Below are 15,798 nucleotides of genomic sequence, written 5' to 3' on the forward strand. Positions count from 1 at the left end.
ATGAGCGTGGCTTCCGAATATCTGCAACTGCAACGCGAGAGCACGGAGGAGATGGTGCGCAGGCACGCTCCGCTGGTGCGGCGCATCGCCTATCACCTGATGGGCCGCCTCCCGCCGAGCGTGGACGTGGACGACCTGGTGCAGGCCGGGATGATCGGCCTGCTGGAAGCGGCGCGCAATTACGCCACGGACCGCATGGCCAGCTTCGAGACGTATGCGGGCATCCGCATCCGCGGCGCGATGCTGGACGAGCTGCGCAAGACGGACTGGACGCCACGCTCGGTGCACCGGAAGTTGCGCGAAGTGACCGAGGTGGTACGCCAGATCGAGAACGAAACGGGCGCGGACGCGAGCGATGCGGAGGTGATCCGCCGGCTCGGCATCAGCGCCCAGGAATACCACCAGATCCTGGCCGACGCGGCCAGCGCGCGCCTGCTCAGTCTCTCCGCGCCGGAGGACGACGAGGAGGGCGCCGCGCTCGACGTCGCCGACCAGGAAGGCCTGAGCCCGCAGGACCGCTTCGAGCAGGAAGGCATGCGCGAAGCCCTGGTCGAGGCGATCGGCGGATTGCCCGAACGGGAGCAGTTGGTGATGTCGCTGTACTACGAGCAGGAACTGAATCTGAAGGAGATCGGCGCCGTGCTCGGCGTGACGGAGTCGCGCGTCTGCCAGATCCACGGGCAGGCGCTGATCCGGCTGCGCGCGCGGATGACCGGCTGGCGCGGTGCCGAGGGCGCCGCCGGCAGCGGCGGGCGGCACGGCGGCGCGAAGGCGCCGGCCCAGGCCCAGCGCTGACGCCGTTTCCCGCCGATTTTCCCGGACCCATTCGACCAACCCACCCCCACAAGGACCCTGGAGCCTCCGTTGGACAAGAACATGAAAATCCTCGTGGTGGACGACTTCTCCACCATGCGGCGCATCGTGCGCAACCTGCTCGTCGAGCTGGGTTTCAGCAACGGCCTCATCCAGGAGGCGGACGACGGCGTGAACGCCATGACGATGCTCAAGCAGCAGTCGTTCGACATGGTCGTCACCGACTGGAACATGCCCAACATGACTGGCATCGACCTGCTGCGCGCGATCCGCGCCGAGCCCGCGCTCAAGGCGCTGCCGGTGCTGATGGTCACCGCCGAGAACAATCGCGACCAGATCATCGCCGCCGCCCAGGCCGGCGTGAACGGTTACATCGTCAAGCCCTTCACGGCGGTCACGCTGAAGGAAAAGCTGGACAAGATCTTCGAGCGGCTTGCCGCCCAGGGAGCAAGCGCATGAGCGCAGTGATGGTCACCCCCATGAGCGCGGCGCTGCCGCAGGAAGTTCAGGAGCTGCTCAACAGTCCTGACGGCGCAGCGTTCGAGCTGGCGCTGGACACCATGGTCCGCCAGCGCGAGCAGCATCTGTTCCGCGCGCTGGGCCTGCTGGCCCGCGACCTGCACGAGGCGGTGCGCCGCCTCGGCGGCGAGCTGGCGCAGGAAGGCGTGCCGGACAGCGTCGCCGACGCGCGCCAGAACCTGCACGACGTGCTGGAGATGAGCGCCAAGGCGGCCCACCGCAGCATCGACTTCGCCGAACGCATGCGGCCGCAGGCCACCGCGCTGGAAAGCCGTGCCGGCGACGTGCTGGGCAGCGGCGCGGAAGAGCCCGTGGCCGAACTGGCCATGCAGGCGCGCGACTTCGCCGCGCAGTGCCGCGAGGGCCTTTCGGACATGGTGATGGCGCAGTCCTGGCAGGACCTGTCGGGCCAGCGCATCAAGAAGGTCGCCACCTTCATCGGCAGCGTGGAATCTTCGCTGCTGGAACTGGTGCGCCTGACCGGCGCGCTGGCCGGCGGCGAAGCGCCGGTGGCCGCCGCCAAGGTGTCGAGCCAGGACGAGGCGGACCGCCTGCTCAGCGAATTCGGTTTCTGAGCACGGGCAGCCCATGGATCCCACCTTGGACGCCGAGCTGCGCGACGACTTCCTGGTCGAAGCCGGGGAGCTCGTGCAGCGCCTGAGCGAGCAGCTGGTCGCGCTCGAAGCGTCGCCGCGCGACGCCGATCTGCTCAACGCCGTGTTCCGCGCCTTCCATACCGTGAAGGGCGGCGCGGGCTTTCTCGGCATCGACCCGATGGTGCACCTGTGCCATCACGCGGAGGACCTGCTCAACGAAGCGCGCGCCGGCCACCTGGTGCTCGATGCCGCGCAGATGGACGCGTTGCTGGAAGCGCTGGACCTGGTCAATGCACAGATGGCCGCGCTGGCGTCGTCGGAACCGATGCCGGCGGCGCCCGCCGTGCTGCTGGCACGCCTGCAGCCACCGTCGTCGCGCCCGCCTGCGCCGGCCCCCGCGCCGGTGCCGGCTCCGCCGCCCGTGGCGGAAGCAAGCGGCGGCACCATCGACGACAGCGAGTTCGAGGCGCTGCTCGACAACCTCTACGGCAAGGGCGGTGCGCCCGGCGCGCCGGCGCCGTCGGATTCGACATCGTCTGGCTCGATCGACGACGCGGAGTTCGAGCGCCTGCTCGACGACCTGCACGGCAAGGGCAAGGCGCCCGGCACGCCCGCGCAGGCCGAGGTTTCCAACACCATCGACGACGCCGAATTCGAGGCGCTGCTCGACAGCCTGCACGGCAAGGGCGGCTCGCCCGGTGCCGCGTCGGCCGCGTCGGCTGCTGCTCCCGCTCCCGCGAAGGCGCCGGCCAAGGCCGCGCCGCCGCCGGAAGCCACCGTGCGCGTGGATACCGGCCGCCTCGACGCGCTGGTGAACCGCGCCGGCGAGCTGGTGCTGGTGCGCAACCGGCTGCTGAGCCTCGCCGCCAGCAGCGGCGACGAACCGCTGAACGTGGCCGCCGGCGAACTCGACCGCGTCGCGGACGAATTGCAGGGCGCCGTGCTCGGCATGCGCATGCAGCCGGTGGGCCGGCTGTTCCAGCGCTTCCCGCGCATCGTGCGCGACCTCGCGCGCCAACTCGGCAAGGAGATCGAGCTGGTGCTGGAGGGCGAAGACACCGACCTGGATCGCAGCCTCGTCGAAGCACTCGCCGATCCGTTGATTCATCTGCTGCGCAATGCGGTCGACCACGGACTGGAAATGCCGGACGAGCGCGAGCGCGCCGGCAAGCCGCGCAAGGGACGCGTGCGCCTGTCGGCGAGCCAGCGCGGCGAGCGCATCGTGATCGTGGTGGCCGACGACGGCCGCGGCATGAATCCCGACGTCCTGCGCCGCAAGGCGGTAGAGAAGGGCGTGATCGACCAGGCGCAGGCCGCGCGCCTGTCCGAGACGGAATGCCTGGAACTGATCTTCCGACCGGGTTTCAGCACCGCCGCGCAGGTCTCCGACATCTCCGGCCGCGGCGTCGGCATGGACGTGGTGAAGACCCGCGTCGCCGAACTGGGCGGCACCTTGCAGGTGCGCTCGAAGCTCGGTCAGGGCAGCGAGCTGGAACTGACGGTGCCGCTGACCTTGGCCATCGTGCGCGTGCTGATGGTGCGTGTCGGCGCGCGGCTGTTCGCGATGCCGCTGAGCAACGTGGACGAAGTATTCGAACTGTCGCCGGGGCAGGACCGCCTGCTCGACGGCTGCCTGGTGGCGTCGCATCGCGACCGCGCGCTGCCGCTCGGCGACCTGGCCGGCTGGTCGGGCGCCGCGGAGGATGCCGGCCGCCACGTGGTGGTGCTGCACATCGGCCACCAGCGCCTGGGGTGCCTGGTGCACGCGGTGATCGGCCGCGAAGACGTGATGGTCAAGCCGCTGGGCCCGCTGTTCGCCGGCGTGGCGGGCGTGGCCGGCGCGACCATCACCGGCGACGGGCGCCTGGCGCTCGTGCTGGATCTGGCGGGACTGGCCGGGGAGGGCGGCCCATGGCTGGCGGCGTCGGGAGCGTCGCCGAAGGCTTCCACATCTTCAGAGGCGTTCGCCTGACATGGACCTGGTTAGCATCATCGGAACGATCCTGGCCTTCGTGGTCGTGATCCTCGGCACCATCCTCAAAGGGTCGAGCGTCGAAGCGCTGTGGAACCCCGCCGCGTTCGTGATCGTGTTCTGCGGCACCATCGCCGCACTGCTGGTGCAGACCCAGGGCAAGGTGCTCAAGCATGCGATCGGCATGCTGCCGATGATCTACAAGCCGCCGCAGCACCAGCCCAACGACCTGATCAGCCGCGTCATCGGCTGGAGCGAGATCTCGCGCCGCCAGGGCCTGCTGGGCCTGGAGCCGCAGATCGATTCCGAGCAGGACCCGTTCGTGCGCAAGGGCCTGCAGCTGCTGGTGGACGGCAGCGAACCGGAGCAGATCCGCGGCGTGCTCGAGGTGGAGCAGGACACGCGCGAACACGCGGACCTGGCCGGCGCGAAAGTGTTCGAGCAGGCCGGCATCTACTCGCCGACCATGGGCATCATCGGCGCCGTGATGGGCCTGATGGCGGTGATGCAGAACCTCGCCGACCCCAGCAAGCTCGGCCACGGCATCGCCGCGGCTTTCGTGGCCACCATCTACGGCGTGGCGCTGGCCAACCTGCTGATGCTGCCGATGTCCGCGCGCCTGAAGGGCATGATCCACAAGCAGGGCAAGATGCGCGAAATCATCATCGAGGGGCTGGTTTCCATCGCGCGCGGCGACAACCCGCGCCAGATCGAGAGCCGCCTGCAGGGCTACCTCGGATGAAAAGGCACAAGCACGAAGATCACGTCAATCATGAGGCCTGGGCCATTCCCTATGCCGACCTGATGACGCTGCTGCTGGCGTTCTTCGTGGTGATGTACGCGGTGTCGGTGGTCAACGAGGGCAAGTACCGCGTGATGTCCGAGTCGATCATCGAAGCCTTCAACGGCAACAACAAGCAGATCCAGCCGGTGCACAGCAACAACGCCACGCCCAGCGCGCCGGTGCCGGCCAAGCGTTCGTCCTCCACCACGCCGCCGTCGCTGCGCCCGCACCTGGCCGTGCCGCTGCCGACGCAGGCGCTGCCGCCGCAGATGACGCAGGGTTCGTTGACCACCCGCGACGCCGCGCAGCAGAACCTGCAGCGCATCCAGGACGAAGTGCAGCACGCGCTGCAGCCGCTGATCGACCGCAGCCTGGTGGTAGTGCGGCGCACGCAGAGCTGGCTGGAGATCGAGATCCGCACCGACATCCTGTTTCCCAGCGGCGTGGCGAAGCTGTCGTCCGAGGCCGACACCACGCTGCGCAGCGTGGCGGGCATCCTCGCGCCGTTCCCTAATCCGCTGCGCGTCGAGGGCTACACCGACGACAAGCCGATCAGCAACACGGTGTTCCCGTCCAACTGGGAACTCTCCGCGGCGCGCGCGGCAAGCGTGGCGCGCCTGTTCGCCGAGAACGGCGTCGACCCGAACCGCATGGGCATCATTGGCTGGGGCGAATACCGCCCCGCTGCCGACAACGTCAGCGAGGAAGGCCGCAACCGCAACCGCCGCGTGCTCGTCGTGGTGCTGAGCGACCAGCAGGCGCCCGCGCGCTTCTACAGCGATGCGGACCGTTCCGGCCAGGCGGCCGAAAGCGCCGCCGCGAGCGCGCCGGCCTCCCGCGAACCGGCGACACCCGCCGCGACGCCGGCTACGCCGCCCGGTGCCTTGCCCGTCGCCGCGAAGTTACAGGCGCTGCCCGACGTCCCGGTCGTGGTGACCGCGAGCGGCGCCGGCTGAGGGCACACGAATGAATTCACGCATAGCAGAGATGGCCGCATGAACCAGGACCACGCCGCCGCGCCGCCCGTCGAACGGGGCTGGCTGATCTTCCATCTGGCGGGCCAGTCCTACGCGGCGCCGCTCACCCAGGTGAGCGAAGTGATCCGCGACGGCGACGTCACGCCTGTCCCCGGCGCAGCCGAGGACCTGCTCGGCGTGCGCCAGCTGCGCGGCCGCATCGTGCCGGTGATGGACGGCTGCCGGCGCCTCGGCGTGGCGGCGGCATCGGGCAGCGGCGAACAGCGGCGCATCGTGGTGCTGTCGCACCAGGGCCACCTGGTCGGCCTGCGCGTCGATGCGGTCAGCGAACTGCTCGACGTCACCGCCGAACCGCTGCCGCCTCCGCCGGGGCGCACCGTCCGCGAGAACGATCCCGTCGACGGCGTGGTGCCGTGGAAAGGCGGCTTCGTCGCGCTGCTCGATGTGCGGCGGATGTGCCGTCTGCCGGAAGAACTGGGGCACGCGGCCTGAGCCATTCGTTCCGCGGCGCGCGAGGCGGTTGCCTCGGCGTTATTCGGCCGCGCGATAGATGCTGTTGAGCACGGCGGCCGCTGCCGCGTACAACTCGCCGGGAACGTCCGGACGCATGCGCAGCGCCGCCAGCAGGGCGGCGACCTGTGCGTCGTGATGCAGCGGGATGCCGAGCGCGCGTGCGCGGGCCAGCAGCTGGTCGAGCGCTTCGGGCGGCATCGAGGGCGGCGACGCGCCGCCGCCCGGCGCCAGGCGCAGGCTGACCTTGCGATGGGGCGGGGGCAGGGCCTGGGTCATGCGGTGGCCTTCAGCAGCACGGCGCTGCGCAGGTTCGGCGGCTGCGGCAAGCCGCTCTGGCAGGTGAGCTGGTCCAGCAGCAGACCGCTGGCGGTGAGCTGCTGGCTGAGTTCGGTGAAGCCGCGTTCGAGTTTGTCGACGGTCTCGGCGTGCTGCGCCCACAGCCGCACCGACAGGCGCAACCCGCGCAGCTGCAGCTCGCCCTGCACGGGGCCGAGCCGCGGCAGGTCGAGGGCGAAGCCCAGCACCCATGCGGTGGGTTGTTCGGGATCGTCCTCGTGCGGCGTCATCTGCAGTTGCAGGATGTCCTGGCCGCCTTCGCCCTGGAGCGGGATCTCGATCATCCATGCGCCGCTGGCCTGCGCTTCGAGCTGGGCCACTTCCAGGCGCGCCAGCGCCGCGTGCACGTCGCCGTGCAGGCGTACCAGCAGGCTGTCCACTTCGCCGGGCTGCGCCGATTCGGGCATCGGCACGCGCGGCTGCGCGAGCAGGCCGCGCTGGGCCAGCGGCGGCGCGGTTTCCACGTCGCTGCCGGGCGGCGGCGGGCCGCCGCGGTCGAGCGTGGCGGCCAGGCGCAGCAGGGCGGCTTTCCAGTCGTCCTCGCCGAGCAGGCCCAGGTCGGTCTGCGGCTGCGCCAGCTGAGCCTCGAGGAACAGGCCGCTGCGCTTCACCGCTTCTTTCAGGCCGGCGCCGTTGGAGATCTCCACCGGCGTGCGGATGCTGTGTTCCAGCAGTGCCAGGGCCGCGCGCAGGTTCGGCGGCAGCTGGCGCAGCAGCGGACGCTGGGCCAGCGCGCCCAGCGTGGCCAGCAATGGCGCGTAGCCGTTCTGCTGGGGCAGGCGCTCGCGCAGCGCGCGGCTGACCGTCTGTTCGAGCGGCGCGCCGCCGAGGATCTCCAGCTTCGGCTCGGCGCCCAGGCTGAGCACGCGCACCTGGAACTGCGAAGGCAACTGCGTGCCCGGTGGCTCGGCTTCGACGGTGAGCGCACCGATCTGCAGCACCAGCTTGCTCTGCTCGTTGTAGCCCAGCGTGCGCGCGGCAAGGACCGCGCCCACGCGCCAGCTCTCCGCGCTGGCGCCGGAGGCGGCGCCGGCCCAGGTCAGCGCGGCGAGACTGGTTGGCTGGATGATCACGCGGGCTCCTTGGCTCTGGCGTTCACCGTCGACGCCGATGGCCATCACTTGGCTATGTCTTCGGCCGTCGGCGCAGGAACTTGAGCGCCGGTTTTCCGACGCCCGCCACCGGACGGCGAAGGACTTCCCGCAGGGCTGCAGATTCCGTGCCGGACGCCGCGCCGGCCGCGCGAAAAAAGCGGCCCGCGAGCCTAAAGCCGCCCGCGTCCCCGCCGATAACCGCCCTGACACCCAACGGCACAGGCGGGACATCGGGCATGGGCAAGGCGAAGACGGACAAGGCGGACGGTCGCGTGACGCTGCCGGCGGATTGCCGCATCGCGGATCTCCCGGCCGTGAAGGACGCGCTGCGCGCCGCGCTGACCGCGCCGGCCGCGACGCTCGACGGCGGCGCGGTGGAACGCGTCGACACCGCCGCGCTGCAACTGCTGGCGGTGTTCCGCCGCGAGGCGGCGGCGCGCGGCGTAGCGGTCGCCTGGGCCGGCGCGAGCGCGGCGCTGCACGACGGCGCGGCGCGCCTGGGACTGGTACAGACACTGGAACTGCCGGCAGCGACGCCGGCCTGACGAGGTAGACGATGGCAAAGATCCTGGCGGTAGACGATTCGGCTTCGATGCGCGGCATGGTGGCTTTCACGCTGCGCGGCGCGGGCCACGATGTGAGCGAGGCGGAGAACGGCCAGCTGGCGGTGGACGCGGCCAAGGGGTCGCGTTTCGACCTGGTGCTCGCGGACGTGAACATGCCGGTGATGGACGGCATCAGCATGGTCAAGGAGCTGCGCGCGCTGCCGGAATACAAGGGCGTGCCGATCCTGATGCTGACCACCGAATCGCACACGGACCGCAAGATGGAAGGCAAGGCGGCCGGCGCCACCGGCTGGCTGGTGAAGCCGTTCGATCCGGAGCAGCTGCTGGCCACGGTCAAGCGCGTGCTCGGCTGAGGCCCTTCCTATGAGCACGGTGAGCCTGGCGCAGTTTCATCAGACCTTCTTCGACGAGAGCCACGAAGGACTCGACGCCATGGAGACGGCGCTGCTGGCGCTGGACGGCGGCGGCGACAAGGAACTGGTCCACGGCATCTTCCGTGCGGCCCATTCGATCAAGGGCGGCGCCGCCACGTTCGGTTTTCCCGACATGGCGGCCTTCACCCACGAGGCCGAGTCGCTGCTCGACGAGCTGCGTGACGGCCGCCGCGCGATCGACGCGGGCATCGTGGAACTCCTGCTGCGCTCGGTGGACTGCCTGCGTGGCATGTTCGCCCGCGCGCAGTCCGGCCAGCCGCTGGCCGACGCGGCGAGCGAGGCGCTGCGGCACGAACTGGCCGCCGCCGTCGGCCGCAGCCTGGCACCTGCCGCGGCACCGGCGCGCCGGGCCGACGACGCCTCGACCGGCTGGGCGATTTCTTTCCGTCCGCACAAGGGCATGCTCGCCGGCGGCAACGATCCGCTGCGCCTGCTGCGCGAACTGGCGGAGCTGGGCGAGCTGAAGGCCGAGGCCGAGCTGGACCGGCTGCCCGGCTTCGAGGCGCTGGATCCTTCCGAATGCCACCTGGGCTGGCGCCTGGAGCTGCGCGGCGACGTCGCCCGCGCGGCGGTGAAGGGCGTGTTCGACTGGGTGGAAGACGAATGCGACCTGTCGATCGAGCCGCTGCCCGGCGCCGAAGTACACAACGCGCACGTGCCTGTGGCGGCGGCCGAGCCGGTCGCCGCGCAGTCCTCCGCGCCGAAGGCGGTGCCGCGCGAGGCGGCCTCGGCCGAGTCCGGCTCCGTGCGCGTGGCGATCGACAAGATCGACAGCCTGATCGACCTGGTGGGCGAGCTGGTGATCACCCAGTCCATGCTCGACACCTTCCGCGAGGACTTCGACGCCTCGCGCCTGGAAATGCTGCAGCAGGGCCTGGCGCAACTGGCGCGCCACACCCGCTTGCTGCAAGAGAGCGTGATGGGCATCCGCATGCTGCCCATCGCCTCGGTGTTCAACCGCTTCCCGCGCATGGTCCGCGACCTGGGCCAGAAGCTGGGCAAGCAGGTGAAGCTGGAATTGGTTGGCGAACAGACCGAGCTGGACAAGACGGTGCTGGAGAAGATCGGCGACCCGCTGGTGCACCTGGTGCGCAACGCGATCGACCACGGCCTGGAAACTCCCGACCGCCGCCGCGCGGCCGGCAAGGGCGACGTCGGCACGCTGCGCCTGGAGGCTTCGCATCGCAACGGTTCCATCGTGGTGGAGATCAGCGACGACGGCGCGGGCTTGAACCGCGAGGCGATCGTCGCCAAGGCCTTGCAGCGCGGCCTCATCGCCAGCGGCGATGGCCTGACGGATGACGCGGTGGCGGACCTGATTTTCCAGCCCGGCTTCTCCACCGCCGCGGTGACTACCGACCTGTCCGGTCGCGGCGTGGGCATGGACGTGGTCCGCCGCAACGTGGTGGACCTGGGCGGCAGCATCGGCATCCGCAGCGTGGCGGGCAAGGGTTCGGTGTTCACCATCACCCTGCCGCTGACGCTGGCGATCATCGACGGCCTCACCGCCGTGGTGGGCGGCGAGCATTACATCGTGCCGCTGGCCTCCATCGTCGAGACGGTGCAGCTGCGCGACCAGCAGCTGCGCACGGTGACCGGCGGCGGCGAACTGTTCCACTTCCGCGACGCCTGGCTGCCGGTACTGCGGTTGCAGGACGCGTTCGGTTGCGGCGGCGGCAAGCGCGCGATCGAGCAGGGCCTGGTGATCGTGGTGGAAGGCGACGGTGGCCGCGTGGGTTTGTTCGTGGACGAGCTGATCGGCCAGCAGCAGGCGGTGGTGAAGTCGCTGGAGGCCAACTACCGGCGTGTCGCGGGGATTTCGGGGGCGACGATTTTGGCGGATGGGTCAGTGGCGTTGATCGTGGATGTGGCGGGGTTGTCGCGTCGGATGACGCGGAGGCGGGCGGCGTGATGTTTGCCCTTGGGGGCGGTTCTTGGAGGCGTTGGCGCTAGGCGATGGTTTTGCGGCCTGGTCGCTCATGCGGCGGGCGTTTGTTGGCGTGCGCGGTTGGTTGTTCGTGGTTTGCACTAAGCCACGGCTCGGTGATCTGGCCGCTTATGCAGCGGGCATGTCGGACGCCTGCCGGCGCCCGAGTTACTTTCTCTTTGCTGGCCCAACCCCCTCAAGGGGGGCCTCGAGAGAAAGTAACCAAAGAGAAATGGCCTGAGGTCAAAGGCTCGTGGCGGGGGTTAGGAGAGCACGGTGTGTTTATTTACTTTGCTGGACCGCGCGACTCGAAGGGGTACTGAGGTACGTGGAGGGGACGTCGAGGCGCCGTGGCGGAGAGGACGGGGAGCGTTGCGTGAGTGTGTTTTGTTCTAGCGATAGCACCGCACTTCTCCCTCTCCCCTTCGGGGAGAGGGCGGGGTGAGGGGACCTACGGAGCGGGGATTTTGTTCGTTCTTCATGCCTATTGTTCGCTGCATAGAGAACCCAGCTTCTGCACTCCTGCGCACTTCCTTTCGCAGCAAGCCTCGCACACACATTCTTTGCTTCACCTTTTAAAGCCACTTCCGCTCTAGCCACGTTCCCGCGAGCACCCGCCCCTCATCCCGCCTTCTCCCCGGAGGGGAGAAGGAGAAGTGGGGTGTTATCGCGAGAAGCAAAAAGCACACGTACCGCTCCCCCTCCTCTCCGCTTCGGCGCCTCGAAGTCCGCTCCACGCCCCTCAGTCCCCCTTCGAGTCGCGCGGTCCAGCAAAGTAAGAAAACACACCGTGCTCTCCTAACCCCCGCCGCGAGCCTTTGACCTTAGGCCATTTCTCTTTGGTTACTTTCTCTTTGGGCCAGCAAAGAGAAAGTAACTCGGGCGCCGGCAGGCGTCCGAAATGCCCGCTGCATAAGCGGCCAGATCGCCGAACCACGGCTTAGTGCAAACCACAAAGAACCAGCCCCAGCCGGAAATCATCAAAACAACCGCTGCGACCGACTACGCCGCGGAATCGCCACCAATACGCGGCCACCACCACCCCAAAAGGCCAGGGCGCCAAGCCCCCCATCCCCCCGGCCGACAGGCGAAAAACACCTCAAGCCCCGCGCCCCATTGCCGATAACGCCGTTAAGGGGCGGGAATCTCCCGCGGACGAGAAACACATGAGCCAGCCATCGACCGGTGCCTACGCACCTGCCGCCGACGCCGCGGCAACCACCCAATACCTCATCGTCGGCCTCGGCCGCGAGGAGTACGGCATGGACATCCTTGCCGTGCGCGAGATCCGCGGATGGACGCCGGTGACGCGCATCCCGCAGGCGCCTTCCTACGTGCTGGGCGTGCTGAACCTGCGCGGCGCCATCGTGCCGGTGCTGGACCTGCGCCTGCGCTTCGGGCTGGAACGCGAGGAATACACGCCCACCACCGTCACCGTGATCGTCACGGTCGCCGGCCGCCTGTTCGGCGTGGTGGTGGACTGCGTCTCCGACGTGCTCGACGTGGCCGGCGATGCCGTGCGCCCGGTGCCCGACATGGGCACCACCGTGGATACCGAATACCTCAAGGGACTCACCTCCGTGGCGGAGCGCATGGTGCTGCTGCTGGACGTGGACAAGCTGCTGCAGCCGCAGGACGCGCAGATGCTGGAGGCCGCATTGCCCGCGGCTATCGACGAAAAGGCCGTGGCCTAAGGAACTCTCATGAAGATCCCCGCAATCAAGTTCAAGCTTCCCGCCATGACCGTCCGCAACCGCCTGCGCGGCGTGCTCGGTCTGCTCGGCCTCATGTTGATCGGCGGCGCGGCCGTCGGCCTCGGTGCCATGCATCTGCAGAACGAAGGCATGCGCCAGATGTTCGACGACGAGCTGGTGCCGGCCGAGATCGTCAGCCGCATCAACACGCGTTCGCTGATGTCGTTCATCGTGATGGGCGAGTCCACCAACCTGCTGGACAAGCCCGATGCGCTCAAGCAGAAGCTGGGCGAGTTCCAGAAGTACCAGGACGAGATGACCGAGCTGAAGAAGCAGTACGCCGCGATGACGCGCTCGGCGAAGCTGGATGAGCTCTACAAGAAGTGGCGCTCCACCGACGACGACTATGCCCAGGCCAAGAAGGACATGCTCGACGCGCTGAACCAGAAGGATCCGGCCGCGTCGGACGTGCTCGAGATGCAGGTGCGTCCGCTCCTGATGGAACGCCAGGGCGCGCTGGCCAAGCTGATCGAAGCCCAGCGCATGGAGGCGAAGGACATCTACGACGCTCAACTGGCGCGCTTCCAGTGGATCCGTGCCGCCAGCCTGATCGCGCTGATCGCCGGCTTGCTGATCGCCATCGTCGCCGCGGTGATGCTGATCCGCTCGATCATCGGCACGCTGAACCGCGCGGTGCGCATCGCCAACGAGATCGCCGAGGGCAAGCTCGGCCATGACATCGAAGCGGGCCGCAACGATGAGCTCGGCCAGCTGCTGACAGCCTTCCGGACCATGGACGAACGCCTGGCGGCGATCGTCGGCGAAGTCCGCCACGGTTCCAGCGCGGTGAGCACCGCCGCGCAACAGATCGCGCGCGGCAACGACGACCTGAGCCAGCGCACGCAGGAACAGGCCTCGAGCCTGGAGGAAACCGCCTCCTCGATGGAGGAAATGACCTCCACCGTGAAGCAGAACGCCGAGAACGCCAGCCACGCCAACCAGCTGGCGCGCGGTGCCCGCGAGCAGGCCGAGCGCGGCGGCGAAGTGGTGACGCAGGCGGTGGGCGCGATGCGCGAGATCAACGAGTCCAGCCGCAAGATTTCCGACATCGTCAGCCTGATCGACGAGATCGCCTTCCAGACCAACCTGCTGGCGTTGAACGCGGCGGTGGAAGCGGCGCGCGCCGGCGAACAGGGCCGCGGCTTCGCGGTGGTGGCGACGGAAGTGCGCAACCTCGCCCAGCGCAGCGCGGGCGCGGCGAAGGAGATCAAGGGCCTGATCGCCGACAGTGCGGAGAAGGTGCGTACCGGTACATCGCTGGTCGACCAGTCGGGCAAGGCGCTGGCCGAGATCGTGGACAGCGTGAAGAAAGTCACCGACATCGTGGCGGAGATCGCCGCGGCCAGCCAGGAACAGTCGGCCGGCATCGACCAGGTGAACAACGCCGTCACCCAGATGGACGAGATGACCCAGCAGAACGCTGCCTTGGTGGAGGAAGCCGCCGCTGCGGCCCGCGCCATGCAGGAGCAGGCCGGCGAGCTGGCGCGCCAGGTGGGCTTCTTCCGCCTGGGCGACGAGACGGCGGCGGTGGCGGCGCCGGCCCGCAAGGCCGCGGCCGTGGCCAGCGCGGAAGCCGAAGCGGTATTCGCCGCGGTGCGCAGCTCGGCGCCGGCGTCGTCGCCGGTGCGGGCGCAGCGTGCGGTAGAGACCGCCGATGCCGGCGTGTGGAAGGAATTCTGAGCAAGGCGTAGCCCCCCTTCCGTTGCCCATGGGGAAGGGAGAAGGGGGTGGGGTGCGGGTCGGACGGAGCGCAGGAGTGATGCATCCGCCGCCCGCACTCTTATCGGGCTGCCGCCCCTTGTTCGCCGACGTGGACGATCTTCGGGCCGGCGGGAGAGCGACGCGGGATCGGGGCTCGAAGCAAGACAACGATAAGAGGTGGGTCGTGAAGGTTCGCAGGGGGAGTGTTTCCATCCGCGGGAAGGAGAGCTGAGCCATGGCCGTACAGCTTTCCCAAGACACCGCGACAAGCCCGGGCGGCCCGCTGCTCGGCAACCGCGAGTTTGAATTCCTGCGGGAGTTCGTCCTGAAGCATTGCGGCATTGCGCTGAGCGAGCAGAAGCGCCAGCTGGTGCAGGGACGGCTGTTGCGGCGCCTGCGTGCGCTGGGCCTGAAGGAATTCGCCGGCTATTGCGAGCTGCTGCGCAACGATCCGGACAGCGAGCTGGGCGACCTGGCCAGCGCGATCAGCACCAACGTCACCTCGTTCTTCCGCGAATCGCACCACTACGACCTGCTGGAGCAGACCCTGCTGCCGCAATGGCTGGCCGAGAAGCGCCGCAGCGGCGAGCGGCTGCGCATCTGGTCGGCCGGCTGTTCCACCGGCGAAGAGCCGTACGCGCTGGCGATGGTGCTGGCCGAGGCGCTCGAAAAGCACGGTGGCGGCGTGGACGCGAAGATCCTGGCGACCGACCTGTCGCCGCAGGCGCTGGCCGGCGCGCGCGAAGGCGTATATGCGGTGGACAAGCTGGGCGGCGTCAGTGCCGAACGTCGCCGGCGCTGGTTCCTGCGCGGCGAAGGCGCGTACGCGGGCCTGGCCTGCGTGCATCCGCGCCTGCGCGAGCTGGTCGCGATCCAGCCCCTGAACCTGCTGCACGACTGGCCGATGAGCGGACTGTTCGACGCCATCTTCTGCCGCAACGTCGTGATCTATTTCGACAAGCCGACCAAGGAGCGGTTGTTCCGGCGCTATGCCGCCCAATTGGTGCCCGAGGGCTATCTGTTCCTCGGCCACTCCGAATCCATGCACGGCCTGAACGACGACTTCGCGCTGGTCGGCCGCACCGTCTACCGGAAGAAGCCCGTATGAATGCCCCCGTGCAACCCGCATCCGCGCGACCGTCGGCCGCCGACGAGGTCCTGCCCGGTTTCGAGCACGTACGGCGTTACTGGGACCCGGCCCAGGGCAGCATGACCGCCAAGGTGCTGCCGGGCGAGTACTACGTGAGCCGCCAGGAAGAGCTGATCGCCACCGTGCTCGGTTCCTGCGTGTCCGCCTGCGTGCGCGACCGGCGCCGCGGCATCGGCGGCATGAACCATTTCATGCTGCCCGAGCCGATGGGCGAGCGCGACGCGTGGTCGTCCACCGTGGGCCGCGCCGCGCGCTACGGCAACGATGCGATGGAGCAGCTGATCAACGCAATCCTCAAGGCCGGCGGCCGGCGCGAAGACCTGGAAGTGAAGATCTTCGGCGGCGGCCGCGTGCTGGCCCAGATGACCGATATCGGCGAACGGAACATCGCCTTCGTGCGCCGCTACCTGGCCGCCGAGGGCCTGGCCCTGATCGCGGAGGACGTCGGCGACGTCTACCCGCGCCAGGTGCAGTTCTTCCCGTGCAGCGGCAAGGCTCGCGTGCGCCAGCTGCGCGGCCACCACGCCACGGTACTGGTGGACGGCGAGCGGAATTACCTCAAGCGTTTGGCCAACGATCCGATAAAGGGAGAGGTGGAGCTGTTTTGAAGGACCCAGGGATGAGCAGTGAGGACGTACGGCCGGCATCCGTCGCGCGAGCGC

At 69.0% G+C, this 15,798-nt stretch carries 16 protein-coding genes; 14 read left to right on the top strand and 2 right to left on the bottom strand.

The genetic code is table 11. The features are described from left to right. The 7 genes from RKE25_RS06490 (at window position 1) to RKE25_RS06520 (ending at window position 6,153) form a co-directional block, all read left to right on the top strand. Window positions 1-795, top strand: a complete 795-nt coding sequence (locus RKE25_RS06490; RefSeq protein WP_311841435.1) for an RNA polymerase sigma factor FliA — start codon at window positions 1-3, stop codon at window positions 793-795. Window positions 796-864: 69 nt separating this feature from the next. Then, window positions 865-1,272 (top strand): chemotaxis response regulator CheY, encoded by a 408-nt coding sequence (gene cheY / locus RKE25_RS06495; protein WP_311841436.1) that lies wholly within the window; start codon window positions 865-867, stop codon window positions 1,270-1,272. After that, window positions 1,269-1,907, top strand: coding sequence for a protein phosphatase CheZ (locus tag RKE25_RS06500; RefSeq protein WP_311841437.1), 639 nt, complete (start codon window positions 1,269-1,271; stop codon window positions 1,905-1,907). The genes cheY and RKE25_RS06500 overlap by 4 nt, the downstream gene beginning before the upstream one ends. A 13-nt stretch (window positions 1,908-1,920) precedes the next feature. Continuing rightward, window positions 1,921-3,900 (top strand): chemotaxis protein CheA, encoded by a 1,980-nt coding sequence (locus tag RKE25_RS06505; RefSeq protein WP_311841438.1) that lies wholly within the window; start codon window positions 1,921-1,923, stop codon window positions 3,898-3,900. A 1-nt stretch (window position 3,901) separates the two neighbouring features. Beyond that, window positions 3,902-4,642 (top strand): flagellar motor protein, encoded by a 741-nt coding sequence (locus tag RKE25_RS06510; RefSeq protein WP_311841439.1) that lies wholly within the window; start codon window positions 3,902-3,904, stop codon window positions 4,640-4,642. Next, on the top strand, window positions 4,639-5,640 hold the full coding sequence (gene motD, locus RKE25_RS06515; protein ID WP_311841440.1) for a flagellar motor protein MotD: 1,002 nt from the start codon (window positions 4,639-4,641) through the stop codon (window positions 5,638-5,640). Before RKE25_RS06510 ends, motD begins: the two co-directional genes overlap by 4 nt. A gap of 39 nt (window positions 5,641-5,679) precedes the next feature. Further along, window positions 5,680-6,153, top strand: coding sequence for a chemotaxis protein CheW (locus tag RKE25_RS06520; RefSeq protein ID WP_311841441.1), 474 nt, complete (start codon window positions 5,680-5,682; stop codon window positions 6,151-6,153). A gap of 39 nt (window positions 6,154-6,192) precedes the next feature. On the opposite strand, the gene RKE25_RS06525 is transcribed toward RKE25_RS06520, so the two are convergent. Both RKE25_RS06525 and RKE25_RS06530 read right to left on the bottom strand, forming a co-directional pair. Continuing rightward, the gene (locus RKE25_RS06525) at window positions 6,193-6,450 is read right to left on the bottom strand and encodes a flagellar biosynthesis protein (protein WP_311841442.1); all 258 of its coding nucleotides are present in this window, start codon (window positions 6,448-6,450) and stop codon (window positions 6,193-6,195) included. Continuing rightward, entirely contained in the window at window positions 6,447-7,583 is a 1,137-nt protein-coding gene (locus RKE25_RS06530) for a flagellar hook-length control protein FliK (protein WP_311841443.1), read from the bottom strand. Before RKE25_RS06530 ends, RKE25_RS06525 begins: the two co-directional genes overlap by 4 nt. 257 nt (window positions 7,584-7,840) lie before the next feature. Here RKE25_RS06530 and RKE25_RS06535 point away from each other — a divergent pair, with 257 nt between their 5' ends. From RKE25_RS06535 to cheD, 7 genes are all read left to right on the top strand, one after another. After that, entirely contained in the window at window positions 7,841-8,149 is a 309-nt protein-coding gene (locus RKE25_RS06535; protein ID WP_311841444.1) for an STAS domain-containing protein, read from the top strand. A gap of 11 nt (window positions 8,150-8,160) precedes the next feature. Then, window positions 8,161-8,523: a response regulator gene (locus tag RKE25_RS06540; RefSeq protein ID WP_311841445.1), complete on the top strand. Its 363-nt coding sequence runs from the start codon at window positions 8,161-8,163 to the stop codon at window positions 8,521-8,523. A 10-nt stretch (window positions 8,524-8,533) separates the two neighbouring features. Then, the gene (locus RKE25_RS06545) at window positions 8,534-10,516 is read left to right on the top strand and encodes a chemotaxis protein CheA (protein WP_311841446.1); all 1,983 of its coding nucleotides are present in this window, start codon (window positions 8,534-8,536) and stop codon (window positions 10,514-10,516) included. A 1,181-nt stretch (window positions 10,517-11,697) separates the two neighbouring features. Next, window positions 11,698-12,225 carry a chemotaxis protein CheW gene (locus RKE25_RS06550; protein WP_311841447.1) on the top strand — a complete coding sequence of 176 codons (528 nt, stop codon included), beginning with the start codon at window positions 11,698-11,700 and terminating at the stop codon, window positions 12,223-12,225. Window positions 12,226-12,234: 9 nt separating this feature from the next. Next, window positions 12,235-13,965, top strand: coding sequence for a methyl-accepting chemotaxis protein (locus RKE25_RS06555; protein WP_311841448.1), 1,731 nt, complete (start codon window positions 12,235-12,237; stop codon window positions 13,963-13,965). A 256-nt stretch (window positions 13,966-14,221) separates the two neighbouring features. Then, complete coding sequence (locus RKE25_RS06560) at window positions 14,222-15,094, top strand: protein-glutamate O-methyltransferase CheR (RefSeq protein WP_311841449.1); 873 nt, start codon at window positions 14,222-14,224, stop codon at window positions 15,092-15,094. Further along, a complete protein-coding gene (cheD, locus tag RKE25_RS06565; protein ID WP_311841450.1) occupies window positions 15,091-15,744 on the top strand; it encodes a chemoreceptor glutamine deamidase CheD in 654 nt (217 codons plus the stop codon). The genes RKE25_RS06560 and cheD overlap by 4 nt, the downstream gene beginning before the upstream one ends. The last annotated feature ends 54 nt before the right edge of the window (window positions 15,745-15,798 follow it).

The sequence above is a fragment of the Dyella sp. BiH032 genome, from assembly GCF_031954525.1.
In the GTDB taxonomy this organism is placed as follows: Bacteria; Pseudomonadota; Gammaproteobacteria; order Xanthomonadales; family Rhodanobacteraceae; genus Dyella_D.

Coding starts and splice junctions, on each gene's coding strand:
- RKE25_RS06510 (WP_311841439.1), top strand. CDS start 3,902: ATGGACCTGGTTAGCATCATCGGAACGATCCTGGCCTTCGTGGTCGTG.
- RKE25_RS06500 (WP_311841437.1), top strand. CDS start 1,269: ATGAGCGCAGTGATGGTCACCCCCATGAGCGCGGCGCTGCCGCAGGAA.
- RKE25_RS06545 (WP_311841446.1), top strand. CDS start 8,534: ATGAGCACGGTGAGCCTGGCGCAGTTTCATCAGACCTTCTTCGACGAG.
- cheD (WP_311841450.1), top strand. CDS start 15,091: ATGAATGCCCCCGTGCAACCCGCATCCGCGCGACCGTCGGCCGCCGAC.
- RKE25_RS06520 (WP_311841441.1), top strand. CDS start 5,680: ATGAACCAGGACCACGCCGCCGCGCCGCCCGTCGAACGGGGCTGGCTG.
- RKE25_RS06490 (WP_311841435.1), top strand. CDS start 1: ATGAGCGTGGCTTCCGAATATCTGCAACTGCAACGCGAGAGCACGGAG.
- RKE25_RS06525 (WP_311841442.1), bottom strand. CDS start 6,450: ATGACCCAGGCCCTGCCCCCGCCCCATCGCAAGGTCAGCCTGCGCCTG.
- RKE25_RS06535 (WP_311841444.1), top strand. CDS start 7,841: ATGGGCAAGGCGAAGACGGACAAGGCGGACGGTCGCGTGACGCTGCCG.
- RKE25_RS06540 (WP_311841445.1), top strand. CDS start 8,161: ATGGCAAAGATCCTGGCGGTAGACGATTCGGCTTCGATGCGCGGCATG.
- RKE25_RS06555 (WP_311841448.1), top strand. CDS start 12,235: ATGAAGATCCCCGCAATCAAGTTCAAGCTTCCCGCCATGACCGTCCGC.
- RKE25_RS06550 (WP_311841447.1), top strand. CDS start 11,698: ATGAGCCAGCCATCGACCGGTGCCTACGCACCTGCCGCCGACGCCGCG.
- motD (WP_311841440.1), top strand. CDS start 4,639: ATGAAAAGGCACAAGCACGAAGATCACGTCAATCATGAGGCCTGGGCC.
- RKE25_RS06560 (WP_311841449.1), top strand. CDS start 14,222: ATGGCCGTACAGCTTTCCCAAGACACCGCGACAAGCCCGGGCGGCCCG.
- RKE25_RS06505 (WP_311841438.1), top strand. CDS start 1,921: ATGGATCCCACCTTGGACGCCGAGCTGCGCGACGACTTCCTGGTCGAA.